The sequence below is a fragment of the Agrobacterium sp. GW821-FHT14E08 genome (genome assembly GCF_058803865.1).
Window position 1 is genome coordinate 57,430 of record NZ_JBXAPJ010000006.1, and the last position, 25,105, is coordinate 82,534.

Here is a 25,105-nt window from a genome sequence, read left to right on the forward strand (position 1 = left end):
AAACATGATTATCATAATCAAGTATAAGCCATCGTCAACCACTCGCACAGGAGGCATCCCATGAAAACTGGGGCACTCAGGACGAATGACGTCGAATCCGACGAAATTACTGATTTTAATAGAGAATTTCTGTTTACTTCCGGCACCGGGGAATTGCGTGCCAGAGGTATTCGCGAAAAGATAACGCTTCCCGCCAGGGGCGGCGAAGACGTCGCAAGTCCTTTGCAGCAAGCGATAAAGGGCGCTTTTGAGCGGGCGCGCAGGGCAGGACAGGACAATCCCATCGCCATTGGCGCAATCCCCTTCGATGTCAGCGAACCGTCATGCCTTTATATCCCGGACAACTATGAGTGGAGCACAAAGGGCACCGCTGCGGCCTCGACTGATTCGGCGATGCCGGCACTTGTGGGGCAGAACAGCCTGCCGGACGAGAGCGGTTTCAAGCATGCCGTCGAACATGCCATCGTCAATTTCCGCCACTCCGAGGTCCGCAAGGCGGTGCTTTCGGTGATGCGCGAATTGACCTTCGCCTCCGAGGTCAATGTCGAAAGGTTGCTCGCCAGCCTCGCCAAGCAGAACCGCGAGGGTTATCAGTTCCGCATTCCGCTGCCAGACGGCGGTGATCTGATCGGCGTCAGCCCCGAGCTTCTCATCCGCAAGCAGGGCGAAAAAGTCATCTCGAACCCGCTCGCGGGATCGGCAAAGCGCATGACCGACCCGGTGGCGGACAAGGCCAATGCCGACCGTCTTGCGGCTTCGGAAAAGGACCATTACGAGCATAGCCTGGTGATCCAGGATATCCGCTCGCTGCTTTCGCCCTGCTGCGCTGAAATCGACGTTCCAGAAAAGCCCTCCCTCATCAGCACCGCGGCTCTCTGGCATCTTTCGACGCGTATCGAGGGCCGGCTTGCCGATCCCGACACCAATGCGCTGCAGCTGGCGTGCCTGCTGCATCCGACACCGGCCGTTTGCGGTTTTCCCACCGAACGCGCCCATCGTCTTATCCGCTTCGTCGAGCCTTTCGAGCGCGGGCTGTTCACCGGCATGGTCGGCTGGACGGATGCGCAAGGTAATGGCGAATGGGTGGTGACAATCCGTTGCGGCACCGTGCAGCGGGAAACCGTGCGGCTCTTTGCGGGCGCCGGCATCGTTGAGGCCTCGGAACCCGAATCCGAATGGGCCGAAGTGCAGACCAAGCTCAAGACCATGCTGAACGCCTGCGGTCTTTCTGCCTGATTTCTCCCGGGGACAAACCATGACAATCGAATTTGAACGCTGGCCCGACGATCTGGCGCGCCGATACCGCGACCGCGGCTATTGGATCGACAGACCGCTGAGCGACATTCTCACCGAACAGGTGAAGCGTCGGCCGGATGCGACAGCGCTGATCTGCGGCGAACGCCGCTTCACCTATGCCGATCTCGACCGGCAATCCTCCAATCTTGCCGGGCATCTCTCCGCCGCCGGCATCGGCACCGGCGACACCGCACTGGTGCAATTGCCTAACATCGCCGAGTTCTACCTCGTCTTTTTCGCGCTCATCAAAATCGGCGCTGCCCCCGTCAATGCGCTTTTCAGCCATCGCCGGCTGGAAATGACCTCCTATGCGGAGCAGATCGCGCCGAAGCTGGTGATCGGCTCGCGTTCCCACGAACTTTTTGCCGATGACACATTTGTGGAGGCGCTGAAGGCGGTCTCTCCAAAGCTTGCCGTGACCCTGCTGCTCGGCGAAACCGATCCGCAGCGCAGCCTGGAGCAGAAGCTGGCCGCTCCGGCAGAAAATCCACCGGCTTACGCCCCTTCCGCCGCCGATGAGGTGGCGCTGTTCCAGCTTTCCGGCGGCAGCACCGGAACGCCGAAACTGATCCCCCGGACGCATAACGACTATGACTACAGCGCCCGGGCCAGCGCGGAGATTTGCGAACTTTCGCCTGAGACCCGTTTCCTATGCGCCATTCCGGTGGCGCATAATTTCCCGATGAGTTCACCCGGCGCGCTCGGTGTGTTCCACGCCGGCGGCGCGTTGATCATGGCCGCCAATCCGGAGCCGCTTGCCTGCTTCGATCTGATCGAAAAACACGGCGTCGACATTGTGCCGCTGGTGCCGCCGGCGGTGGCCCTGTGGCTGCAGGCGGCTCCCGCCCATCGCGAACGGCTGAAGTCGCTGAAGCTCCTGCAGGTCGGCGGCGCAAGCTTCGCCGAAGCGCTCGCCCGCCAGGTGCCGGAGGTGCTGGACTGCGATTTGCAGCAGGTGTTTGGCATGGCGGAAGGTCTGGTGAACTACACCCGCGCCGGGGATCCCGACCATATCGTCTTCACCACGCAAGGCAGGCCGATCAGCCCGGACGACGAAATCCGTATCGTCGACGAGGACGGCAACGACGTGCCCGAGGGTGAAGCCGGCATGCTGGCGACCCGTGGTCCCTATACGTTCCGGGGCTATTACCGCGCCCCCGAACACAGCGCCCGGGTCTTCGACAAGGACGGCTTCTATTATTCCGGCGACGTCGTGCAGCGCACGCCCGAAGGTTATCTGCGGGTCGTTGGCCGGGTGAAGGACCAGATCAATCGCGGCGGCGAAAAGGTGGCTTCGGAAGAGGTGGAAAACCTGATCCTGCGGCATCCGGATGTGACGCACGCGGCGCTTGTGGCGATGCAGGACGAGCTTCTTGGCGAGAAAAGCTGCGTCTTCGTCGTGTCGCGCAATCCCGCGCTCAAGGCGCCGGCCATCCGCCAGCATCTCGCCGGCCTCGGCGTCGCGGATTACAAGCTGCCGGACCGCGTGCGCTTCATCGAGGCCATGCCGCTCACCGCCGTCGGCAAGATCGACAAAAAGCGCCTGCGCGACCTGCTGACAGCCCCCGTTGCCATCAGCGCCTGACACGCAGCGCCAATCGAAAGGGACGCTCAAAAGGGCGTCCCCAACTCCAAAGATTACGCGCTGCCCGAGCCGGCGCAGCAAAAAACCGAGGTCATCATGACGATCCCCACCATTTCCGACTATCCGATGCCGGTCGCCGCGAGCTTTCCGGCCAACAAGACAAAATGGCAGCCCGATGCGAAACGCGCCGTACTGCTCATTCACGACATGCAGCGTTATTTCCTGCGGTTCTACGAGGCCGACGGCAAGTTGATGACCAGCCTCATTGACAATCTCGCCAAGGTGAAGGCATGGGCCGTTCAGAACGGCGTGCCGGTCATCTATACCGCCCAGCCACATAACCAGCCACCCGGCGACCGCGCGCTCCTGAACGACATGTGGGGACCGGGTCTCACCGTCGTCGATCCCGAATTGCAGAAGGTGGTGGACAAGCTTGCGCCGACACCTGACGACGTGGTGTTGACCAAATGGCGCTACAGCGCCTTCCAGCGTTCCGACCTCGAAGAGCGCATAAAAGGCTGGGGCCGAGACCAGATCATCGTCGGCGGGGTTTACGCCCATATCGGCTGCATGATGACGGCGGTGGAAGCCTTTATGAAGGATATCCAGCCCTTCATGATCGGTGACGGCGTCGCCGATTTTTCCGAGGCCGAGCACCGCATGGCGCTGCAATATGTGGCGACGCGTTGCGGCGTGGTGATCGACACCGCAAGCCTCGTCGGCGCGGGCGAAGCCACCGGCACCCGCGAATGGCTGAAAGCCCGTGTCCTGCAGATGGTGGAGGATGAAAGCGACATCGACCCCGATGAGAACCTCATCTTCTACGGGCTGGATTCGCTGCAGGTGATGAAGCTTGCCGGCGAATTGAAGGAGCGCGGTGTCACCGTCGGCTTCGATGAGCTTGCCCGTGTGCCGACACTTTCCGCCTGGTGGGCGCTGATCGACGAAAAGCGGCTCGCAGCCTGAGCGGACGGACAAGATGACGCAACAGAGATTTACCGGGCGGCGCGTGCTGGTGACGGGCACGGCCCAGGGCATCGGCCGCCGCATCGCCGAACGTTTCATCGAGGAAGGGGCCGAGGTCATCGGCCTCGACCTTCTGGCCGACACAGTGGGGGCTCCCTTCCGCCAGATCGCGCTCGACATCACCGACGCAGCGGCGGTGGAGACGACCTGCAAGGCGATCGAGAGCGAATGGGGCGGGCTCGATATTCTGGTCAATGCCGCCGGCATATTGCGGCTCGGCGACAGCGAAAGCCTGACGCCGGCGGACTGGAAGGCCTGCATGGATGTCAACGCCGCCGGGCCGTTCTATATGCTGCGGCAATGGAGCAGCACCTTCAAGCGGCAGCGGCGCGGCGCAATCGTCAATGTCGGCTCCAACGCCGCCGTCGTGCCGCGCATCGGCATGATGGCCTATTGCGCCTCCAAGGCGGCGCTGGTCAGCCTCAGCCATTGCGCCGCCCTTGAGCTTGCGCCCTATGGCGTGCGCTGCAATGTCGTCTCCCCCGGTTCCACCGATACGCCGATGCTTGCCGGCATGCTGAGCGATCCTTCCGGCAAGGACCGGCTGGTCGCCGGCCTGCCCGAGCAGTTCAAGCTCGGCATTCCGCTCGGCAAGATCGCGAGGCCGGACGATATCGCCGATACGGTGCTGTTTCTCGCTTCCGATCAGGCCGGCCATGTGACGATGCAGCAGATCGTCGTTGATGGCGGCGCGACGCTTGCGGCCTAAACGGGAGCGGGATGGCGAAAAGCGTGAGCGGTATCGCCAGCCCGCTCACATCATGATCTAGGCCGCTGGATGAAGGTGACGGACATGGCCATTGCAACGGCGTTTCATCGCAAAGCCGTCTCCGGCGATCCACCGGAGGCCATCTGGCCTTGGCCGGACGACAGCTGCGATTGCCATTGCCTCACCCTTTGTTACAGCGCCGAGGAAGGCTGCGGCGGCGAGGTCCCTCCCTTGCCGCCGCAGCTTTTACACGCCCTGCCCAGACGCAAGGCAGAATTCATCGCCGGGCGCAGATGCGCGGCCGAGGCCATCCGCCGCCTCACCGGCCGCTCCACCTTTCCAGGCATGGGAGAGGACCGCGCACCGATCTGGCCAGAAGGCGTGATCGGCGCGATTTCCCACAGCCATGAACGGGCGATTGCCCTCGCCGGCTCTTCCGAGCGGTTCTGCGGCATCGGCATCGATATTGAAAGGCGCCTGACCGAGGAGGAGGCCGGCGATATCGCCGCGCAGGCCCTGACGGCAAACGAACGCCACAGCCTCGGGAATGACATCGATCCGTTCATGACCGGCTTGATCTTTTCGGCCAAGGAAAGCCTGTTCAAGGCGCTTTATCCGACAGTGAAACGTTTTTTCTTTTTCGACGCGGCCGAACTATCCGGCTTAGACGACAACGGCACCGCCTCGCTGCGGCTGACCGCCGACATCGGCGGTGAATGGCGCAGGGGAACGGAGATTCCCTTCCGTTTCTGCCGCTTCGACGGCTTTCTCGTCACCCGCATCCTGATCGGGCGCTAACGAAGAAAGCGGCCTCGTTGAAGGGAAAATGACCAGTTCCACTGCCCTTCCCGTCATTCGCATGAAATATTGAGACGGTAGGCACCTTGCTGGAATGATTCCAAACAAGCAACGGTGGAGACAGACTATGACCGACATCGATACAAGCAAATTGTCCTGGGACGAATGGGACGAACTGCAGAACCCGCCGCCGGCCGAAACCGATTTCGACCGGGTGGTTGAAACCGCGATTTCCCGCCGCGGCTTTCTTGGCGGCGTGCTTGCCTTCGGTTCGGCCGCGGCCGCCATGGGCACGCTCGGCAACCTGATGACCAGCACCTCCGCCGAGGCGCAGGAAGCTGCCGCCGGCCGTTTCCCCTTCAAGCCGGTCGCTGCTGCCACCGACCACACCATCCACGTGCCGGAAGGCTACAGCTGGAAGCCGGTCGCCAAATGGGGCCAGCCGCTGTTCTCCAACGTTCCCGATCTCGACCCCGCCAAGGGCGTCAGCGTTGAAAACTCCGACAAGGTCTTCGGCGAAAACACCGACGGCATGGAACTGTTCATGGTCGGCGCTCATCAGCTGATCGCCGTCAATCATGAATATGTGAACCCGGAAACCAACCTGCCGCACGCCGAAAAAGGCAACCCGAAGACGGCCGACGACGTAAAAATCCTGCAGAACATGCAGGGCGTCACCGTCATGGAAGTCGCGGAAGGCAATGAGGGCTGGGAAATCGTTCTCGACAGCCCCTTCAACCGCCGTATCCACCACAACACGCCGATGAAGCTTTCCGGCCCGGCCGCCGGCTCCGATCTCGTCAAGACCGCCGCCGATCCGAAGGGCATCGACTGTCTCGGGACCTTCAACAATTGCGGCGCCGGCCGCACGCCCTGGGGCACCTATCTCACCTGCGAGGAAAACTTCAACGGCTATTTCGGCACCACGGACGCCGCCTTCAAGCTGCCTGACGACTACAAGCGTTATGGCATCGTCGCCGAAACCCGCTACGCCTATGAGAAGTTCGACGCGCGTTTCGACGTCGCCAAGAACCCCAACGAGCCGCGCCGCGCCGGCTACGTGGTCGAGATCGATCCTTCGGATGCCTCCTCCACCCCGATCAAGCGCACTGCGCTTGGCCGCATCAAGCACGAGAACGCCGCCGTGGTGATTGCCCGTGACGGCCGTGTCGTCGTTTACATGGGTGACGACGAGCGTGGCGAGTTCCTCTATAAATTTGTCTCCAACGGCATTTACGTGCCGGGCGGCGACACCTCGAAACTGCTCGACGAAGGCACGCTTCACGTCGCCAAATTCGCCGATGACGGCGCCGGCGAATGGGTGGCTCTCACACCTGAGACCACCGGCATGAAGATCGATGAAATCTGCGTCTTCACCCGTCAGGCCGCTTCCAAGGTGGGTGCAACGACCATGGACCGCCCGGAATGGGTCGCCATCAACCCGGTCGCCATCGAAGCCTATTGCGCGCTGACCAACAACAGTCGCCGCGGCGAAATGAAGGACGGCAAGCTGCGCGCCAATGCCGGCGGCGACGCCATGGCCATCAACGCCGCCAACCCGCGCGAAAAGAACGAATACGGCCAGATCGTGCGCTGGTATCCGGAAAATGACGACCATGCGGACGGCAAGTTCAAGTGGGACCTGTTCTGCATGGCCGGCAACCCTTCCGTTCACAAGGACGCCTTTGCCGGCTCCTCGAACATCAACGAAGGCAACATGTTCAATTCGCCTGATGGCATGATGTTCGACTCGACCGGTCTCCTCTGGATCCAGACCGACGGCGAAGACAGCAATGAAGGCAACTTCGCCGGCCAGGGCAACAACCAGATGCTGGCGGGTGACCCGGCCACCGGCCGTATCGAGCGTTTCCTCACCGCCCCGAAGGGTTCCGAAGTCACCGGCCAGACATGGTCCGGCGACAAGCGCACCCACTTCGTCGGCATCCAGCACCCCGACGCCCCCTTCCCGGATGGCGAAGGCAAGCTGCCGCGCTCGACCGTCATCGCCATCAAGCGTGACGACAACGCGCAGATCGGCTGACGTTTTGACATAAGCGAACCGGATGGCGGCAAATGGCCGTCCGGTTCCACTCTATAAACGCCGTGCGCCCGAAGGACGCACGGCGTTTTGTTATCAGCGATCTCGATACGTCGCTGACAGCACTCCCGGCAATTGTCTCTAAGGCTCGCAACGCCCGCACGCTCCGACGACAAGATTTTAAGCAGGATGATTTTCCGGCGCAATTCCGGAAAAAATATTGTAAATCGTCGGCTTGCCAAGCGAGGGAGGACGCCCATGCACGATATAAGGGTCAAGCGGATTTATGAGCCTGCCAGCGACGATGACGGCGCGCGCATCCTGGTGGACCGGCTCTGGCCCCGTGGCATGCGCAAGGAAACTGCACAGCTTTCCATCTGGCTGAAGGAGATCGCGCCGAGCAACGAATTGCGCAAGAATTTTTCCCATATGCCGTCACGCTTTGCGGAATTCACCCGCCACTATGACGCGGAACTGTCAGCCAATCTGGACGCCGTGGCGCGCATGAAGGCATTTATGGCCGAGGGGCGCGTGACGCTGCTTTATGCCGCCCATGACACCGAACATAATCACGCCCTCGTTCTCGCCGACTATCTCCGTTCGCACTGAATCTTGCCGTCTCGCCCGCAGGCCGGGCGCTGTCTGCCTGGCAAGGTGTGGCCTTATTTAGCCGGTTTGGAGGCCGCGCTTTCGATATAGGCGATGAGATTGTCCAGATCTTCCGGCTTGCTGATGCCGGCCAGCGCCATCTTGTTGCCGGGTATTTTCTTCTTGGGTGCACTCAGGAAATCCCGCAATTCTTCCGGTGTCCAGACAAGGCCGTCCTCTCCCGCTTTTTTCATCGCAGCCGAATAAGTATAGTCAGGCACACCGCCTGCCGCACGCCCGATGATGCCGTTAAGCTGTGGGCCGACCCTGTTTTTCGCGCCCTCGCCTATGGCGTGACAGGCGGAACAGCGCTTGAAGACCGCCTCCCCCTTGGCAACATCGCCCTCCGAAAGAGCGGGAACGGTGCTTGCGGTCAGCATAGCCGCCGCGATGATGAGTGTCTTGCGCATCATGTCATCCTTGTCTTGCCGTATGAATGCGGCCCGCCCGCAAATGCGGACGGGCCGATGGTTCTCTCTTCAGGTCGTGCCCCAGGCGGGCGTGCCCTTCTTGTAGGGAACGCGGTCTTCGAAACCGCCGGGAATCTCGTCGTAGACGAGAACTTCCGTGGCGCCGATCTTCGAGGTGAAGAAACCGAGCAGCGTCAGCTGTTTGACGAGCGTGAAGGCGTGCCGTTTTGCCGGTGTCTGTTCCGCCTTGGCCTGCTTGTCCAGCGCGGCAAGCAGCGCCTGCCGCTGTTCCGGCGTCAGTTCCAGAAAGGCCTTTTTGTGTTCGGCCTGACTGCGCTTTTCGATTTCAGGGATTGCGGAAAGGAAGAGTGTCCGCTGCTCGTCGGTGTAGCAATCGGCCGCATAGACGGCCATGAAGGCCCCCACTTCGGCATCCTTCGCCCCCGGCGTGGAGGTCCGCGGAATGATGGTTTCCGCCACCTCGTCCAGAAAGCGGATCTCCTCCGGGGTGAAGACGTGGGCAGCACCGGCTGGTTTGGCGGCGTTTTCCGTGGCTGTCAGGACATCCGCACCGATCAGCGGAAGGCCGGTGGCAATGGCTATCAGTTTCAGCAGTTCGCGTCTGTTCATCACAGGTTCCCCTTCTTGCGTTCGGAAACGGCAAAATCGGCGGCACGCGCCGTCAGCGCCATGTAGGTCAAAGACGGATTGACGCAGGAGGCCGATGTCATGCAGGCACCGTCAGTGACAAAGACGTTCTGTGCATCCCAGACCTGGTTGTTGCCGTTGAGGACGGAGGTTTTCGGGTCGCGTCCCATGCGGGCCGTTCCCATTTCGTGAATACCCATGCCGGGGGCGTAACTGCCCCTGGAGGGCTTGACATTCTTGATGCCAACCGCCTCGAACATCTCGACGGCGTCATTGACCATGTCTTCGCGCATGTCGAGTTCGTTCTGCTTCATCTCGACATTCATTGACAGGACCGGCAGGCCCCATTTGTCCTTCTTGTCATGATCCAGCTTCACGCGGTTGTCGTGATAGGGCAGCATTTCTCCGAAGGCAGTCATGCCGATGGTCCAGCCGCCCGGCTCGGTCAGGGCCTCCTTGTAGTCGGCGCCGATATTGAGTTCGGCGATCTCCCGCTCCCAGCGCGAACGGCTGGCAGAACCCTGATAACCGAAACCGCGCAGATATTTGCGCTTGTCGTCGCCGGTATTGCGGAAACGCGGAATGTAGAAGCCCGCCGGACGGCGGCCCTTGAAATAGAAGTCCTCGAAGCCTTCCACCTGACCGGTCGCGCCCATGCGGAAATGGTGGTCCATCACGTTGTGGCCGAGTTCACCGGAGCTGCTGCCGAGGCCGCCTTCCCATACATCGGTGGCGGAGTTCATCAGCACCCATGTCGAGTTCAGCGTCGAGGCGTTGAGGAAGATGATGTCGGCGGTATATTCATAGGTCAGGTTCGTCTCGGCATCGATGATCTCGACGCCGCGCGCCTTCTTCGTGTCCTTGTCGTACAAGATTTCCTTGACGATGGAGAAAGGCCTGAGCGTCAGATTGCCGGTGGCGACCGCCGCAGGCAGGGTCGAGGCCTGCGTGCTGAAATAGCCGCCGAAGGGACAGCCCAGCCGACACTTGTTGCGGAACTGACAGCGCGTCCGCTCCTGATCGGGAAGTTCCTGGGTAATGTTGGCGCAGCGTGAATTGATGAGGTGGCGCGTGCCCTTGAACGCCTTTTTCAGCCGGCTGGCCACATCCTGCTCGACGAAATTGAGCGGAATGGGCGGCAGGAATTCGCCATCGGGGAGAATATCCAACCCCTCGCGGCTGCCGGAGATGCCGGCAAAACGTTCGACATAGTCATACCAAGGGGAGACGTCTTCATAGCGGATCGGCCAGTCGACGGCGATGCCGTCTTTCGCATTGGCCTCGAAATCGGTCTGTGACCAGCGATAGGTCTGGCGGCCCCAGAGCAGCGAGCGACCGCCGACGTGATAACCGCGGAACCAGTCGAAGCGCTTTTCCTCGACATAGGGCGTTTCCTGCTCATCGGCCCACATGCCGAGCGTCGCCTCTTCCAGCAGGTAATCGCGGCTGAGAACGGGGTATTTCGCCTTCATCTCCTGCGTGGCACGGTTGCGATGGGGATAATCCCAGGCTTCCTTGTCGGCATTCTGATAGTCGGTGATGTGCTCGATATTGCGGCCGCGCTCCAGCATCAGGACCTTCAGGCCCTTTTGCGTGAGTTCCTTTGCAGCCCAGCCTCCACTGATGCCCGAGCCGACAACAATCGCATCATAATGATTGTCTGCCATGATAACTCCTCCGATATGTGCTTGAAAAAACGACAGGACGAAGCGCTTCCCGTCGCAACGCGGCGGAAAATGGATATGCGTCTGTCGAACCTCATGCTCCCCGCCGAAACCGGCCGCCGGGGAGCGGTTCTGGTTTTACTGGCAGTGTTTACTGAATGGTCGGCAGGTGTTCGCTAAGGAACGCATTGCCCTTGGTCACGACGGCTTCGGCATCGAGCGGAAGGTCATGCTCAAGGATGAACCATTTTGCGCCGGCCTGTTTGGCCGCCGGCAGAATTGTCTTCCAGTCGAGCGTGCCGGTGCCGAGCGTCGCGAAACCGCGCTCGTTTTCCGCCGTGCCGGCCGGTGCGTTGTCCTTGGCGTGGATGGCGAAAACCTTGCCCTCCAAGGTGCCGAGGAATTCTGCCGGATCATTGCCGCTGCGCGCCACCCAGGCGACATCGACTTCGGCCTGCAGTTTCGGTCCTGCCGCATCGAGCAGCAGTTCGAGCGCCGTCTTGCCGTCGAATTTGACCATCTCGAAGTCGTGGTTGTGATAGGCCATGGAGAGGCCCGCCGCCGAAAGCTTGTCCGCGTAACCGCCAAGCTCCTTACCGAAGGCGGTCCAGCCGGCAGCGTCCTTCGGGCGGTCTTCCGGCTTCAGGAACGGCACGGTCACGACGGGATTGCCGACGGCCTTCTGCTCGGTGATGACCTCATCGAGATTGCCGCGCAGCTTGTCGATCGGCACGTGCGAGGAAATGACCTTGATCTTGTGCTTTTCCAGCAGCGTGTTCAGTTCGCCGGCGCTGACCTTCTGCATATCCACGGTTTCCACGGCGGAAACGCCAGCGCGGTTGAGAATGGCAAGCTGTTCTTCCAGCGTTCCGGAATTGCGCAGCGTGTACATCTGCGCGGCAATCGGCAGCACCTTGCTGTCATCGGCAAAAACCGGATTTGCGAAACCGGCCGCCAGTCCAACCACGAATGCCATGCCAGCGAATTTTGACTTGAACGTTTTCAAACGCGTAACTCCCTTTCCGTTTGATCAATATGACGACACGCGTGCCCACGCCTTTCCCGGCCGTCTGGCCGGGTCATGCCGGGCACTGCCTCCTGTGCCCTGCGTCGTCTCCGTGCCCGATATTGGGTGAGCTAGATGTCGATCCCGACCCAGGACGAGGTCCGACTGGACCGGACGGCCGCATCGATGAATGCGAGACCCGCAAGGCCGTCCTCTATGCCGGGGTAAATCACATCCCCGGCGGCCGTTTTTCCCTCCCTCTTTGCGATGATTGCATCTGCGGCTTCGCGGTAGATCGTCGCAAAACCCTCGAGATATCCTTCCGGGTGCCCTGATGGCACGCGGCTGACACGGTTGGCGGCATCGCCTGCACCCGCGCCATTGCGGGTGATCAGACGCTTCGGCTCGCCGTAAGGTGTGAACCACAGCTCATCCGGCACGCGATGGTGCCATTCAAGCCCACCCTTGTCGCCATAGACCCGCAGCGACAGGGCGTTTTCATTGCCGACGGCGATCTGGCTCGCCCAGAGCATGCCTTTTGCGCCGCTTGCATAGCGCAGCAGAATATTGGCGCTGTCATCCAGCTGCCGGCCCGGAACGAACGACGTCAGATCGGCATAAAGGCTGCTTGGGATTTCACCCGTCACAAAGACGGCGGCGTTGAAAGCATGCGTGCCGATATCGCCGATTGCCCCGCCCGCGCCGGAACGGCTGGGGTCGGTGCGCCATTCCGCTCCCTTTGCGCCTGTCTTTTCAACGGCTTCGGTCAGCCAGTCCTGCGCATATTCGGCCTGAACGTGGCGCAGCTTGCCGATGGCTCCATCAGCGATCATCTCGCGCATCTGCCGCAGCATCGCGTAGCCGGTGTAATTATGCGTCAGGATGAACAACCTGCCGGATGCCCTGACGATCTCGGCAAGCGCCTTCGCCTCTTCCAGCGTCGCGGTCACCGGCTTGTCGCAGATGACGTGGATGCCGGCGTCGAGAAATGCCTTGGACGGAGCAAAATGCAGATGGTTCGGCGTCACGATGGCGACTGCCTCAATGCCGTCTTCCCGACCAGCCTCGGATGCCGCCATGTCCTCGAACGAGGCATAGGACCGCTCCGGTGCAATGCCAAGCAGGGTTGCCGAAGCGGCAGCACGCGCAGCATCGGAAGAAAGCGCGCCGGCCACCAGTTCGTAACGGTCATCCAGCCGGGCCGCGATGCGATGCACCGCCCCGATGAAGGCGCCCTGACCGCCGCCGACCATGCCAAGACGGATACGGCGGCTATCGAATTTTGCTATCGTGGAGGACATGAAGTTTCCTTTCAGAGACCGAGAAGGCGACGATTGGCGGCATCATCGACACCGCTTTTGGCGAAATCGTCGAAAGCCCGTTCGGTCACGCGGATGATGTGGTTTTCAATGAAGCCGGCGCCTTCGCGCGCGCCGTCTTCCGGGTGCTTCAGCGCACATTCCCACTCCAGCACCGCCCAGCCGTCGAAGTCATATTGGGTGAGCTTGGAAAACACCGCGCCGAAATCGACATGCCCGTCGCCGAGCGAGCGGAAACGTCCCGGCCGGTCGACCCAGCCTTGATAACCGCCATAAACGCCGGAACGGCCGGTCGGATTGAACTCGGCATCCTTGACGTGAAAGGCGCGGATGCGCTCGTGGTAGATGTCGATGAAATCGAGATAATCCATCGCCTGAAGGACGAAATGGGAGGGATCGTAGAGGATGTTGGCGCGCGGGTGGTTACCGGTGGCTTCGAGAAAACGCTCGAAGGTGATGCCGTCATGCAGATCTTCGCCCGGATGCAGTTCGTAGCAGAGATCGACGCCATTCTCCTCGAATGTATCGAGAATAGGTGTCCAGCGCTTGCCCAGCTCCGCAAAGGCCATTTCGACAAGACCCGCCGGGCGCTGCGGCCAAGGGTAAACGAAGGGCCAGGCGAGTGCGCCGGAGAAGGTGGCGTGGCTTTTGAGACCGAGATGCTGCGAGGCTTTCGCCGCATATTTCAGCTGGTTGACCGCCCATTCCTGCCGCGCCCTGGGTTTGCCGCGCAGTTCAGCTGGTGCAAAACCGTCGAACATTTCGTCATAGGCCGGGTGAACGGCGACAAGCTGGCCCTGAATATGGGTCGAAAGCTCGGTGATCTCGATACCGATTTCCGCCAGACGGCCCTTGATATCGTCGCAATAGGTCTTGGATGCAGCGGCTTTCTCAAGATCGAAGAGCCTGGGATCGGATGGCACCTGGATGCCTTTGTAACCGAGGGAAGCCGCCCATTGGCCGAGATTGTCGAGCGTGTCGAAGGGGGCCTTGTCCCCGACAAATTGCGCGAGGAAAATCGCCGGGCCTTTGATCGTCTTCATGTCCTTACACTCCTTGCATTCACAGTCTGGCCGCTACCGATGCGGCGGGCGGCAGGGCGCGACCGAGCCGCGCACCACCAGTTCCGTATCCAGCACGATGGTCTCGGCCGTGCGTTTTCCGTTCAGGCGATCCACCATCAGCGCCATGGCCCTGCGGCCCATTTCCTGCCGGGGCTGACGCACCGTGGTCAGCGGCGGTTCGAAGGCATTGGCGAAAATGATATCGTCGAAGCCGATGACGGAGACATCGGCCGGAACCGAAACGCCGCGCGCGCGCAATTCGCTGATCGCACCAATCGCCATCTGGTCGCTCGAGGCGAAGATCGCGGTGAAGGCAATACCGCCTTCAAGAAGGCTGCCGATTGCCTGACGGCCGGCCTCGATGCTGTAATCGCCCGTCACGACAAGTTCGTCGGCATAAGCGATGCCGGCTTCGGCAAGTGCCGCGCGATAACCATCGAAACGCTCCTGCGCCAGACTTTCCGGGACCGGACCGGCGAGATGCACGATCCTTTGATGTCCCGCCTCGATGAGGTGGCGCATGGCGTTTTTGGAGGCGGCGCGGTTGTCCACCTTGACGGTCGGCAGCGCGAGGCCCGGCACCGTTTCCGACGCGATGACAATCGGTGGCAGCGCATCGCCCTGATCGAGAAGCTCGGCGGGAAACTGGCCGGTCATCAGGATCAGGCCGTCGGCATGTTTCTGGCGTACCATGTCGATATGGGTCGCCACGCGGTTCTCGTCGTTGCGGGCGTCACCCATCAGCACCTTGAAACCCGCTTCGCCCGCCGCTTCCTCAACGCCTTTGTAGATTTCAAGATAAAACGGGTTGCCGATATCGCGAACGAGAAGAATGACGGTATTATTGGACTGACGGCGGAAGCTTGCCGCCTGCGCATTGGGAACGAAGTTCGCCTGCCGGACGGCGTCGAAAACCTTCTTTCGGGTTTCCGGGCGAACCTTGTCGGGTTGCTGCAGCGCCCGCGATACGGTCGCGATGGAAACGCCCGCGAGAGCTGCCACTTCCCTGATATTCGAACCTTGGTCTTTGCTCATCTGTCACACACGCAACTGCTTTTGGCGGCCATAAAGCAGCATCAGCGCTAGCAACGTGACACCGAATATGATCTGCCGTGCCCATACATCGAGGTTGAGCGTTATCAGTACGCTTTGCAGAATGGTGAGCGCAACTGCCCCGGCCATGGTTCCGACATATCCGCCCGCACCGCCGGCAAGCGAGGTGCCGCCGATGACAACAGCGATGATCGACGGAAGCACATATTGATCGCCGACGGAGATGAAGGAGGTGCCGGTATAACCGATCACGCACACCCCGGTCAGCCCGGCAAACAGGCCGGAAAACCCGTAAAGCAGCGTGCGGATCAGGGAAACCGGCAATCCGGTGAGCGTCGCCGCCCGCTCGTTCGAGCCGATGGCGTAGATGGCGAAACCGAAGGCCGTGCGGCGCAGGACGAACAGCATGATCGCGGCGATGCCCAGCCAGACGAAAAGCACACCGGGAATGCCGAAGATGAGCGGACGGTTGATGAAACCCGCCAGCAGGGGCGCGGCCGCACCTGATGGAACGCCCTGCGAATAGACGACCAGCCCACCCTGAATAACCGCCGTCATGCCGAGCGTCATGACCAGCGGCGGAATGCGCACGAAGGTAATGCCGAGGCCATTGATGAGGCCGATCAGGAAGGGAACGCCGCCCGCGACGAGAATGGCGAGCGGAATGCCCGCATTCTGGCCGTTCATCATGTTGCCGGCAAGGACCGCGCCGAGTGAGATCATCGCGCCGACGGAAAGATCGATGCCTTCGCGCCCGCCGAGGATGACGAGGTTCTGGCCCGCCGCGACGATGCCGAGAATGGCAGCAATCGTCAGCAGCCGCACGATCTGCGACCCTTGCGCGAAGCCGGGGGACAGCAGTTCGCCGACCTGCAGCAGGAAGACCGATGCGCCAATGGCGATGGTCAGGGGATCGGTAAGGAGGGTTTTGAGTTGCAAGCCGGGATTGGTCATATCAACGCCTCGTCACCAGAACACCGCCGGCCAGCGCCGTCAGCACGATCAAACCCTGCACCAGTGTCTGATACTCGAAGGGCAGGCCCGCAAAGAAAATCACATTACCGATCATGCCGAGCACCAGCGCGCCGGCAATCGACCCTGTCGAGCTGCCGAAGCCGCCGGAAAGCGCGGTACCGCCCAGAACCACGGCCGAGATGGAGGAGAGCGCCAGACTTGCACCCAGCAAGGGGTCGCCCGAGGCCGTCTCCCCCGTGAGGCACAGCGCCGCCAGCGCCGAGAACAGGCCGGAGATCATGTATGCGCCGATGCGGATGCCCGAAAGGCGCAGACCCGTCTGGAAGGCGCCGGTGCGATTGCCGCCGACGGCCAACAGGTGCGTATGAAACGGAATACGCGACACGATGAGGGTGAAAGCGATACCGGCCAAGAGCACCCACAGCACGAAGGGCAAACCGACGAAGCTGCCGGAATAGGTCTGCCAATAGGCTTCCGGCACGGGAAGGCCGGCCTGCGGCAGAACCCAGATCGCCAGCCCGGCAAAGATGATGCCGGTTGCGAAGGTGGTGACGATTGGCTGGAAGCGCAGGCCGGATATGAAGAGGCCATTGACCAGTCCGCAGAGCAGCCCAACAGCCGCACCCGCCGCCATGCCGGCGAAGACGGCGCCCGTCGTGCCGCCGAGTGCTGCGATGACACTGACGGTAACGACATTGGCAAGCGCCACGATGCTGCCGACTGACAGATCGATATCGCCCGCCAGAATGACATAGGTCTGGCCGATGGCGACCAGGATCAGTGGCAGAAATGTCGTCAGGTTCGATTGCAGCACAGAGGGCTGAACGAAGGAGGGTTGCAGAAACGTGTTCACGGCGATGAGAAGCGCCAGTACGACGAGGGTGATGACCCATGGCTGCCTGCGCAGAAAACCGGAGGCGCTCATGCGGCATCTCCATAGGCGGCGCGGGTCATGTTTACGGATGTCATGTCGGCTCCGGTCAGTTCCGCAGAAATGCGTCCACCGTTGAACACAAGAATGCGGTCGGCATATTCGAGGATTTCCGCATCCTCCGAGGAATAAAGAAGGATGGTCGCGCCGGCATCGGCCTGCTGCCGCATCAGGGCGAAGAGATCGGCCTTCGCGCCAAGATCGATGCCCTTGGTCGGATCGTCGAGCAGCAGCAGTTTCGGTGCCGTGGCGAGCCAGCGGGAGATGAAGATTTTCTGCTGGTTGCCGCCCGAAAGCGTGCCTATCGGCATATCCAGGCCGGCAAACTTCGTCTTCATGTCATCCGCGACCTTCTGCACGCGCGGCTTCAGCGTCGCGGGACGGACCAGCCGCATCTTTTCGCGCACCATCAGCGCCGCGACGAGATTTTCGAAGATTGACCGACCCTGAAGGGACGCGTCGCGGCCACGGTCGCCAGAGACATAGGCAAAACCACTATGAACCGCCTGCGAAGGCTTGCCGATGGTGATTTCACGGCCCTCAAACCGGATTTGGCCGACAGCAAATGGGCTGGCACCGAAAAGACCCTTCAGCAAGGCCGACTGGCCCTGACCCTGCAGGCCGGCCAGACCGACGATTTCGCCCGGATAAGCTTCCAGAGAGACACCGCGCACGCCCTCACCCGCCACATCCGTCAGCTTCAGGCTCGGCGCAGCAGCCGAACGCCCGTTCTGACGGGCAGGAGCGGCCCGAACATCGCCGACCATGTCGTGCACGACAGCCTCGCGGGTGGTGGCTGCCGTATCGAGTTCGGAAATCGTCGCGCCGTTGCGCATCACGGTGATGCGGTCGCAGACGGCGAAAACCTCGTCGAGACGATGGGAAATCATGATGGTGGAGACACCGTCGGCCTTCTTGGCCCGGAGTATCTCAAAAAAGCGCTGGGACTGGCGGCCATCGAGCGCCGCCGTCGCCTCGTCCATGATCATCAGGCTGGCATTCTGGGCGAAGACCTTGAGGATTTCGACAAGCTGGCGCTGATCGGGAGGCAGATTGCCAACGATTGCGTCCGGCTCCAATCCCTCGCCCGCCACGCCGTCAAACAGCGCGATCAGTCTCGCCGCTTCGGCCTTCAGCGCCTTGCCGTCGACAAAGATGCCACGTTTCGGCTCTCGACCGAGGAAAATATTGTCGGCGACGGAAAGCTGCGGAACGAGGCTGAGTTCCTGATAAAACAGCGCAATACCGGCATTTTCGGCGTCCCTCGGGCTTTTGAAGCGCACGTCTTCGCCGTTGAACCTGATCGTGCCGCTGGTCGGCGCGACCGCGCCCGCAACGATCTTGCAAAGCGTGCTCTTGCCGCAGCCATTGGCGCCCAGCAATGCGTGAATTTCACCGCGACCAACCGTCAGCCTGCCGTCGGAAAGCGCGCGCACCGCGCCAAAATTCTTCGTTATGCCGGCCGCTTCCAAAGCGTTCGCCATCGCATGTCCCCGAATAATGCTTGTCACAGGCGGCCGGCCAAGGCCCGGTCCGCACTCGAAATTCTGGTTCGGGCCGGCGTTCGCCGCCGACCCGAAACGGCTCTTACTTGAAGAACTCGCCGGCCTGTTCCGGCGTCACGGTCGCCGTGACGGACCAGTAGCCCGGCTTGCCATCGGCAGCCTTGATATTGTCGGCAAGGTTGTCATTGCTGACGAAGGGGATCGGAATATAGATGGCGTTACCATAGGTGCCGCCGAAAATGCCGTCCTTGAATTCCTTGCCCTGCAGCTTCAGGACAGCAACGTTGAGCGCGCTGGCCATGACACCCGGAGGATTGACCGAAGCGCCGGAATTGAACTTTTCCTTTTCCCAGCGGGTCATGAAGTCCTTGCGGATTTCACCGGTCGCGGCAATGTCCTTGGTCTTGCCGGCGGCTTCGATGGCGCGCCATGCGCCGTCCGCCATGCCGTCCTGCACCCAGACACCGCTGATATCGGGATAGGTGGCGAGCAGGTTCTGCATGGCCTGCTGGCCCTGCGCCTGATCCCAGCTCGCATTGGCTTCGTTCAGCACCTTGATATCAGGATATTTCTTGAACACTTCGCGATAACCGGCGACGCGGGCTTCGTTGGCCGGGTTGCCGGCAATGCCATTGATGGCGACGACGCTTCCCTTGCCCTTCAGCGCATCCGCAAGCCATTGCGCGGATTGCGCCGCCCATGCCTTCTGGTCGATGCCGACATAGAGCGCATCCTTCGAGGACACTTCGGCGTCGGTTGCGATGACGAGAATATTGCGTGCCTTGGCCTGCGCGAAGATCGGATCGAAGGCTGTCGGGCTGCCGGGGTTGATGAGGATCGCATCGACGCCCTGGTTCATGAAATTGCGGATATGACCGATCTGCCCCTGCACATCGACATTACCGCTCTGAACGACGACTTCGACCTTGACGCCCTTTTCGCCCCACGCTTTGGCGGCAGCCTGGGCCTCTTCGATCATCTGCGTGCGCCATTCGCTGCCGACGAAAGAATTGGAAAGACCGATCTTGAAACTCTGTTCCTGGGCGTGCGCCGACGTGCCCGCCGCCAGCACCATAGCGGCAGCAGCCATCAAATGTCTAAACATGAAATTTGCTCCTCCAAGCACGGTTTTTAACCAATGAAACCGTTTACATGCGCAAATGTAACCGGTTTCATAAATGAGTCAATCCCGAGAATGATTTTTGTTGCGACGGTGTGAAGGAGTCAAAAAAGCGTTGTAGGCGCCCGGAAATACTCACAAAAGCGCGATGATCCCCGTATACAATCAGCACTGTGGTTTCAGAAAAGGGCGTTGAGCCTGGCCGCCAGATCAGCCTTCACTCCCCTGTGGACAAGAGGGGAATTCCCGCATCAAATCGCAGCACGATATCAGGCAGGAGAACGACATGGAAATATTGCGCGCAGGAACACGGGCATCGGCCAAGGGGCCTGACGCCTGGTTCACGGGTACGGTCCGCATCGATCCGCTCTTCAACCCCTTTGACGCAGAGCGGGTGCAGGGCGCGCAGGTCACCTTCGAGCCGGGCGCCCGCACCGCCTGGCACACGCATCCACTCGGCCAGACGCTGATCGTGATGTCAGGGCTTGGCAGGGCCCAGCGAGAGGGTGGCCCTGTCGAGGAAATCCGCCCCGGTGATGTCGTGTGGTTCGCACCGGGCGAAAAGCATTGGCACGGGGCGGCGGCGAATGTCGCCATGATCCATATCGCGCTTCAGGAAGCAAAAGACGGCAAGGTCGTGGACTGGATGGAACACGTCACGGACGACCAGTACCGCGGCTGAGACGGCCAGGCCGGGATAAGCGCATGCCTTCCAGCGTTTGACAGCGTCAAGGCGCACCGGAAGGTGGCAAAATAGTCTGGACGCATGATTTAAACTTTGACTTGTATCCGCAATGGGTGAAACCTCTATCCCATTGCGGGAACATGGTGGAGAATCGTGGTCTTACCGGATGCAAGCTCCCTTGCCTTTATCACCGCCAATGCGGCCGCCATTCCATGCGCGTAACGTTGAACCGGCGTGATGTGATTGCGGGACTGTCGATCGCCGGCCTGATGTTGCCGGAAGCCATCGCCTATTCGGGCATTGCCGGCGTTCCGGCCCAGCACGCCATCCTCGCCGCCATCATGGGCTGCATCGTTTACGCCTTTTTTGGCCAGAGCCGTTTTGCGGTCGTCTCACCCACATCCTCCTCCGCCGCAATTCTGGCGGCGATGCTGGCGACATTATCTGTCACCCCCGCCCAGAAGATGCTGCTCGTTGCCATTACGGTCGCTCTGGTGGGCGTGCTGTTTCTTCTTGCCGCCGTCACGCGGCTCGGTGCGCTGTCGAGTGTGATTTCGCGCCCGGTGCTGCGTGGCTTTGCCTTCGGCCTCGCCATTCTGATCACGGTCAAGCAATTGCCCAGCCTGTTCGGAATAAAGGAGACCACCGGCGAGCCGCTGGCCATCCTCCTGCAAATCCTCTCCCAGCCGCAGGACTGGAACCCTGACAGCATCGCGATTGGCGTAACCGCCCTTGCCCTATTGCTTCTCCTGCGCAGGCGTCCCGCCATTCCCGGCAGCCTCGTTGTCATCGTGGCCGGTATTGCCGTCTCGATGTTGCTCAACCTGGAGAGCCAGGGCGTCGCCGTCGTCGGCACCATCGATCTTGCCGGCATATGGGCCGGGCCGCTCTCGGTCTCGCTCGACGACGTTGCGCATGTCGCCCGTTTCGCGCCGCCGCTCGTCCTCATTCTCTTTGCGGAATCATGGGGCACGGTGCGCAGCTTCTCGCTGCGACATGGCGAGAACGTCGATTCCAATCGCGAACTCAGAGCGTTCGGACTTGCCAATATTGCCAGCGCCGCCGTGCAGGGCATGCCGGTCGGCGCAGGTTTTTCCGCAGGGGCGGCAAGCGAGGCGGTTGGCCCGCAGAGCCGGCTCGCCTCGGCCATCGCCGCAATCGGTCTTGCGGCCTTCAGTCTCGTCGCGTCCGGCTGGTTCGCCTTCATTCCGCAAGCGGTTCTTGCCGCCGTCATTGCCGTGGCGCTTCTGCACGCGCTCGATCCCACACCGATCATCCGTCTCTGGCGGCTTGGTAACGATGCCTATCTGGCGCTTGCCGCCGCAGCCAGCGTGCTTGCCTTCGGCGTGCTGAACGGCATGCTCGTCGCCGTCGCCCTTTCCTTCGCCGTCTTCGTCCGGCGACTTTCCCTGCCGCATGTGATGCATCTTGGCCGGCTGGGTGACAGCCACGACTTCGTCGATATGGAACGCCACCCGGATGCAACGGATGTATCCGGCATGATTATCCTGCGGCCTGCCCAGCCGCTTTTTTTCGGCAATGCGGAACCGATCCTCGCCGCCGTTACCAAACGCATCGCCGCCCGGCCGGAACTGCGTATCGCAGTCCTCAGCCTCGAGGAAAGCTTCGAACTGGATTCCACCGCACTCGATGCGCTTCTGGAGTTCGATGCCTCGATGCAGCACGGGGGTATCGTGGTTTATTATGCGCGCGTGCATGATCATGTGCGGGATTTGCTGCTTGCCGGCGGCGGAAACGATCTGGTTGCGCGCAGCAATTTCAGCGTCGATGATGCCGTGACGGCGGCCATGCGCCGAGAGGAGAGCCATGCCCAACAACCTTGAACCGCATCTCAGCCCGGTTGAAGTCCTCTCGCTCAGGCCAACCCAGATGACCGTCGGCCTGCGGGAGGTTGAAACCAAGCGCCGGCAATGGGCCGCCATCCAGGCGGAAAAGGGGGCCGACTTCCTCGGCCACCACATGGTGCCCGTCGTTGTCGGCTACAAGCAGCGCCTTTACCTTGTCGATCATCACCACCTCGCCCTGGCCTTGCACAATGAAGGGGTGAAACATGTGCTGACGAGCATCGTTGCCGATCTCTCCCATCTCGGCAGGCAGGAATTCTGGTCGGTCATGGACCACCGCAGCCTCGTTTATCCCTTCGATGCGGACGGCGAGCGCCGTCCCACGGACGATCTTCCGAAACAGATCGTGGACCTCGAAGACGACCCTTTCCGCTCGCTGGCCGGCGCCGTGCGCGAGGCCGGCGGTTTTGCCAAGATCGAGGCGCCTTTCAGCGAATTTCTCTGGGCGGATTTCCTGCGGCGCCGGGTTGACCGCAAAGAGTTACGGCATTCCTTCGAAGACGCGGTGACGGAAGCGATGGAACTGGCGCGCTCGCGCGATGCCCGGCATCTCCCTGGATGGTGCGGAGCGGATCGATGACCACGTTTTCCTGCTTTTTCAAATCGATTGCTTGCACCATCATCACGCTTTTCGTGCTGGGCACCGCCGGCCTGTCCGCACAGGAACTGCCGCCCCCGGTACAAGCACCCTCCCCGCAACCGACGACGGAGCAGAAGGTCGACCAGTTGCTGCAGCTTCTCGGACAGGATGATGTTCGCGCGCTGCTCACACAAAAGCTTGCCGCGAGAGGGGTTGAACCCGCGCCGCAACTGACGCCGCAGAGCCAGTTGAGCGATCTCGACGAGTGGGCGAGCAAACGACGGGAGCATCTGGCCCGCATTGCGGGCGACCTGCCCGTCATGTCGACGCAACTAACCTCGGCGATGGCAAAGCTTGGTGACGAGATTGTCGCTTATGGTTCCTTCGTCTTCCTGCTGCACATGCTGATCCTGTTCGGCGCAGGCATTGCCGGCGGCATCGCCACGAACCGGATCATCGTGATGCAGGCATCCCGCAAAAACGGCGCGGATATCGGCAAGCAAGCCTCGGCTGTCGTGTCGCGAAAACTTCTTCCAGTCCTCGGTTATGGCCTTGTCGCCGTAACCGTTTTCCTTGCCATCCAGTGGCCACCCCTGCTGAGCGCCGTTCTGTTGCCCTGGCTCGCGCTCAGCGTCATCCTGCCCCTGCTTTTTGCCTTCACTGGGCTGCTGCGGCAGGTCGTCGGCCGTGAGGCCAATGTCCGGCGCGATTTCTGGATTGTCCGCTGGACATGGCTGCTGACGCTTGCCGGGATTTTCTGGGCGCTGCTCCGGACACTGGAAAATCTCGGTGTCCCACGCGACACGCTCGGGCTCTTATCCGCCGCCATGGTCGGCCTCCTGTTCGTGCTCGCCGGCATCTGGATCTGGCGGCGCCCCGGCGGCGAGCCGGGTTTGGAACGCACAAGGGCGATCGACGTCGCGCTGATCTTCAGCCTCATCATTCTCTTCGGGCTACGGCTCGCCGGAGCCGGCGTCCTGTTCTGGATCGGGCTTTATGCGCTCGTTCTGCCCGGCCTCGCCACCACGCTCGGCATTGCCGCGCGAAAACTCGCGACCGATATAGGCGGCTATGGAGAGAGCGACCTTCGCCCGGTTCTGGCCGAGCGCGGCATGCGGCTCGCCATCGTCGGAACCGCGATAGTATGGCTGATCTTCCTCGTCCGCGCCCATCCGGATTCCCTGCCGGATGGCACTTTGCTGACCTCGATCGTCGTTGGCGTCCTGCACGGGGCGCTGATCCTGCTTCTTGCCGATCTCGTCTGGATCGCCATCAAGTCGATGATCGCGCGGCGGCTGGAACTGAGCGCTCCGGCACCCGACCAACCGGGCGGCCAGCCACAGGATGACCGGCTACTGACCATCCTGCCGATCCTTCGCAACATGCTCGGCATCATCATTGCCGCTGTCGCGGTCATGACGGCGCTGTCTGAACTCGGCGTCAATATCGGGCCGCTGCTGGCAAGCGCCGGCATTTTCGGCATCGCCATCGGTTTCGGTTCGCAAACGCTGGTCAAGGACATCATCAGCGGCGTCTTCTACATGATCGACGACGCCTTCCGCGTCGGTGAATATATCCAGAGCGGTTCCTATCGCGGCACCGTCGAATCCTTCAGCATCCGCTCGGTCAAACTGCGGCACCATCGCGGGCCGATCTTCACCGTACCGTTCGGATCGCTCGGCGCCGTCGAAAACATGAGCCGTGACTGGTCGATCGACAAATTCATGGTCACCGTCGCCTTCGATACCGATATCGCCAAGGTCAAAGCCATCACCAAGGAAATCGGCAGGGCGCTGAAGGAAGACCCAGAATTCGGGCCGTTCCTGATCGAGACCGTCAAGCTCAAAGGCGTGGAGCAATTCGGTGAATACGGCATGACGCTCGGCTTCGGCATGATGCTGCGCGCCGGCGGCCAATCTTCGATGGTGCGCCGGAAAGCCTATTCGATGCTGAAGGATGCCTTTGCACAAAACGACATCCAGTTTGCCAGCATGGCGGGCGCTTATCCCGCTGCATCACGCGCCGCGCGGCCGCCGGAGCATGAGGCGGGCGGCGAGATGGGGCCGGTGGAAGAATAAAATCCATTAGGCCGGCAAAACGTGCTGTTTTTAAAACCGGCAACCGTTTTTCGCCGGAGAAAATGGCTATAAGGTGCAGCCCGCAATTCATTCGAGGAACGC

At 61.3% G+C, this 25,105-nt stretch carries 22 protein-coding genes; 11 read left to right on the forward strand and 11 right to left on the reverse strand.

From position 1 onward, the window contains the following. Positions 1–60 precede the first annotated feature (60 nt). The 7 genes from AC1ROR_RS20075 (at position 61) to AC1ROR_RS20105 (ending at position 8,061) form a co-directional block, all read left to right on the forward strand. Positions 61–1,236 (forward strand): isochorismate synthase, encoded by a 1,176-nt coding sequence (locus AC1ROR_RS20075; RefSeq protein ID WP_498590482.1) that lies wholly within the window; start codon positions 61–63, stop codon positions 1,234–1,236. A gap of 19 nt (positions 1,237–1,255) precedes the next feature. After that, the gene (locus tag AC1ROR_RS20080) at positions 1,256–2,881 is read left to right on the forward strand and encodes a (2,3-dihydroxybenzoyl)adenylate synthase (RefSeq protein WP_498590483.1); all 1,626 of its coding nucleotides are present in this window, start codon (positions 1,256–1,258) and stop codon (positions 2,879–2,881) included. 96 nt (positions 2,882–2,977) lie between these two features. Further along, positions 2,978–3,847: an isochorismatase gene (locus AC1ROR_RS20085; RefSeq protein ID WP_498590484.1), complete on the forward strand. Its 870-nt coding sequence runs from the start codon at positions 2,978–2,980 to the stop codon at positions 3,845–3,847. A 13-nt stretch (positions 3,848–3,860) separates the two neighbouring features. Next, on the forward strand, positions 3,861–4,616 hold the full coding sequence (dhbA, locus tag AC1ROR_RS20090) for a 2,3-dihydro-2,3-dihydroxybenzoate dehydrogenase (RefSeq protein WP_498590485.1): 756 nt from the start codon (positions 3,861–3,863) through the stop codon (positions 4,614–4,616). Between the two features lie 84 nt (positions 4,617–4,700). Further along, a complete protein-coding gene (locus AC1ROR_RS20095; RefSeq protein WP_498590486.1) occupies positions 4,701–5,414 on the forward strand; it encodes a 4'-phosphopantetheinyl transferase family protein in 714 nt (237 codons plus the stop codon). Between the two features lie 127 nt (positions 5,415–5,541). After that, positions 5,542–7,455, forward strand: coding sequence for a PhoX family protein (locus AC1ROR_RS20100; RefSeq protein WP_498590487.1), 1,914 nt, complete (start codon positions 5,542–5,544; stop codon positions 7,453–7,455). 255 nt (positions 7,456–7,710) lie between these two features. Next, positions 7,711–8,061 (forward strand): DUF488 domain-containing protein, encoded by a 351-nt coding sequence (locus AC1ROR_RS20105; RefSeq protein ID WP_498590488.1) that lies wholly within the window; start codon positions 7,711–7,713, stop codon positions 8,059–8,061. Between the two features lie 53 nt (positions 8,062–8,114). Here AC1ROR_RS20105 and AC1ROR_RS20110 read toward each other — a convergent pair whose 3' ends face one another. The 11 genes from AC1ROR_RS20110 to AC1ROR_RS20160 all read right to left on the reverse strand — a co-directional run bounded on the left by AC1ROR_RS20110 (position 8,115) and on the right by AC1ROR_RS20160 (position 19,780). Then, positions 8,115–8,510 (reverse strand): c-type cytochrome, encoded by a 396-nt coding sequence (locus tag AC1ROR_RS20110; protein ID WP_498590489.1) that lies wholly within the window; start codon positions 8,508–8,510, stop codon positions 8,115–8,117. 69 nt (positions 8,511–8,579) lie between these two features. Then, positions 8,580–9,140, reverse strand: coding sequence for a gluconate 2-dehydrogenase subunit 3 family protein (locus AC1ROR_RS20115; protein ID WP_498590490.1), 561 nt, complete (start codon positions 9,138–9,140; stop codon positions 8,580–8,582). Continuing rightward, positions 9,140–10,825: a GMC oxidoreductase gene (locus AC1ROR_RS20120; RefSeq protein ID WP_035226967.1), complete on the reverse strand. Its 1,686-nt coding sequence runs from the start codon at positions 10,823–10,825 to the stop codon at positions 9,140–9,142. The genes AC1ROR_RS20115 and AC1ROR_RS20120 overlap by 1 nt, the downstream gene beginning before the upstream one ends. A 148-nt stretch (positions 10,826–10,973) precedes the next feature. Then, a complete protein-coding gene (locus tag AC1ROR_RS20125) occupies positions 10,974–11,828 on the reverse strand; it encodes a sugar phosphate isomerase/epimerase family protein (protein WP_035226965.1) in 855 nt (284 codons plus the stop codon). 131 nt (positions 11,829–11,959) lie between these two features. Next, positions 11,960–13,129, reverse strand: a complete 1,170-nt coding sequence (locus tag AC1ROR_RS20130; protein WP_498590491.1) for a Gfo/Idh/MocA family protein — start codon at positions 13,127–13,129, stop codon at positions 11,960–11,962. An 11-nt stretch (positions 13,130–13,140) separates the two neighbouring features. Further along, positions 13,141–14,190 carry a sugar phosphate isomerase/epimerase family protein gene (locus tag AC1ROR_RS20135; RefSeq protein WP_498590492.1) on the reverse strand — a complete coding sequence of 350 codons (1,050 nt, stop codon included), beginning with the start codon at positions 14,188–14,190 and terminating at the stop codon, positions 13,141–13,143. Between the two features lie 33 nt (positions 14,191–14,223). Continuing rightward, positions 14,224–15,246: a LacI family DNA-binding transcriptional regulator gene (locus AC1ROR_RS20140; protein ID WP_020811084.1), complete on the reverse strand. Its 1,023-nt coding sequence runs from the start codon at positions 15,244–15,246 to the stop codon at positions 14,224–14,226. Positions 15,247–15,249: 3 nt separating this feature from the next. After that, on the reverse strand, positions 15,250–16,218 hold the full coding sequence (locus tag AC1ROR_RS20145; RefSeq protein WP_498590493.1) for an ABC transporter permease: 969 nt from the start codon (positions 16,216–16,218) through the stop codon (positions 15,250–15,252). A gap of 1 nt (position 16,219) precedes the next feature. Further along, complete coding sequence (locus AC1ROR_RS20150; RefSeq protein ID WP_498590494.1) at positions 16,220–17,164, reverse strand: ABC transporter permease; 945 nt, start codon at positions 17,162–17,164, stop codon at positions 16,220–16,222. Next, the gene (locus AC1ROR_RS20155; RefSeq protein ID WP_498590495.1) at positions 17,161–18,654 is read right to left on the reverse strand and encodes a sugar ABC transporter ATP-binding protein; all 1,494 of its coding nucleotides are present in this window, start codon (positions 18,652–18,654) and stop codon (positions 17,161–17,163) included. Before AC1ROR_RS20155 ends, AC1ROR_RS20150 begins: the two co-directional genes overlap by 4 nt. A 103-nt stretch (positions 18,655–18,757) precedes the next feature. Beyond that, positions 18,758–19,780: a substrate-binding domain-containing protein gene (locus AC1ROR_RS20160; protein WP_003522041.1), complete on the reverse strand. Its 1,023-nt coding sequence runs from the start codon at positions 19,778–19,780 to the stop codon at positions 18,758–18,760. Between the two features lie 301 nt (positions 19,781–20,081). Between AC1ROR_RS20160 and AC1ROR_RS20165 the strand changes: the two genes are divergently transcribed. The 4 genes from AC1ROR_RS20165 (at position 20,082) to AC1ROR_RS20180 (ending at position 25,003) form a co-directional block, all read left to right on the forward strand. Further along, complete coding sequence (locus AC1ROR_RS20165; RefSeq protein ID WP_498590496.1) at positions 20,082–20,477, forward strand: (R)-mandelonitrile lyase; 396 nt, start codon at positions 20,082–20,084, stop codon at positions 20,475–20,477. Positions 20,478–20,692: 215 nt separating this feature from the next. Further along, the gene (locus AC1ROR_RS20170) at positions 20,693–22,324 is read left to right on the forward strand and encodes a SulP family inorganic anion transporter (protein WP_498590497.1); all 1,632 of its coding nucleotides are present in this window, start codon (positions 20,693–20,695) and stop codon (positions 22,322–22,324) included. Continuing rightward, positions 22,308–22,925: a ParB-like protein gene (locus AC1ROR_RS20175; RefSeq protein WP_498590498.1), complete on the forward strand. Its 618-nt coding sequence runs from the start codon at positions 22,308–22,310 to the stop codon at positions 22,923–22,925. The genes AC1ROR_RS20170 and AC1ROR_RS20175 overlap by 17 nt, the downstream gene beginning before the upstream one ends. Continuing rightward, positions 22,922–25,003 (forward strand): mechanosensitive ion channel family protein, encoded by a 2,082-nt coding sequence (locus AC1ROR_RS20180; RefSeq protein ID WP_498590499.1) that lies wholly within the window; start codon positions 22,922–22,924, stop codon positions 25,001–25,003. The genes AC1ROR_RS20175 and AC1ROR_RS20180 overlap by 4 nt, the downstream gene beginning before the upstream one ends. The last annotated feature ends 102 nt before the right edge of the window (positions 25,004–25,105 follow it).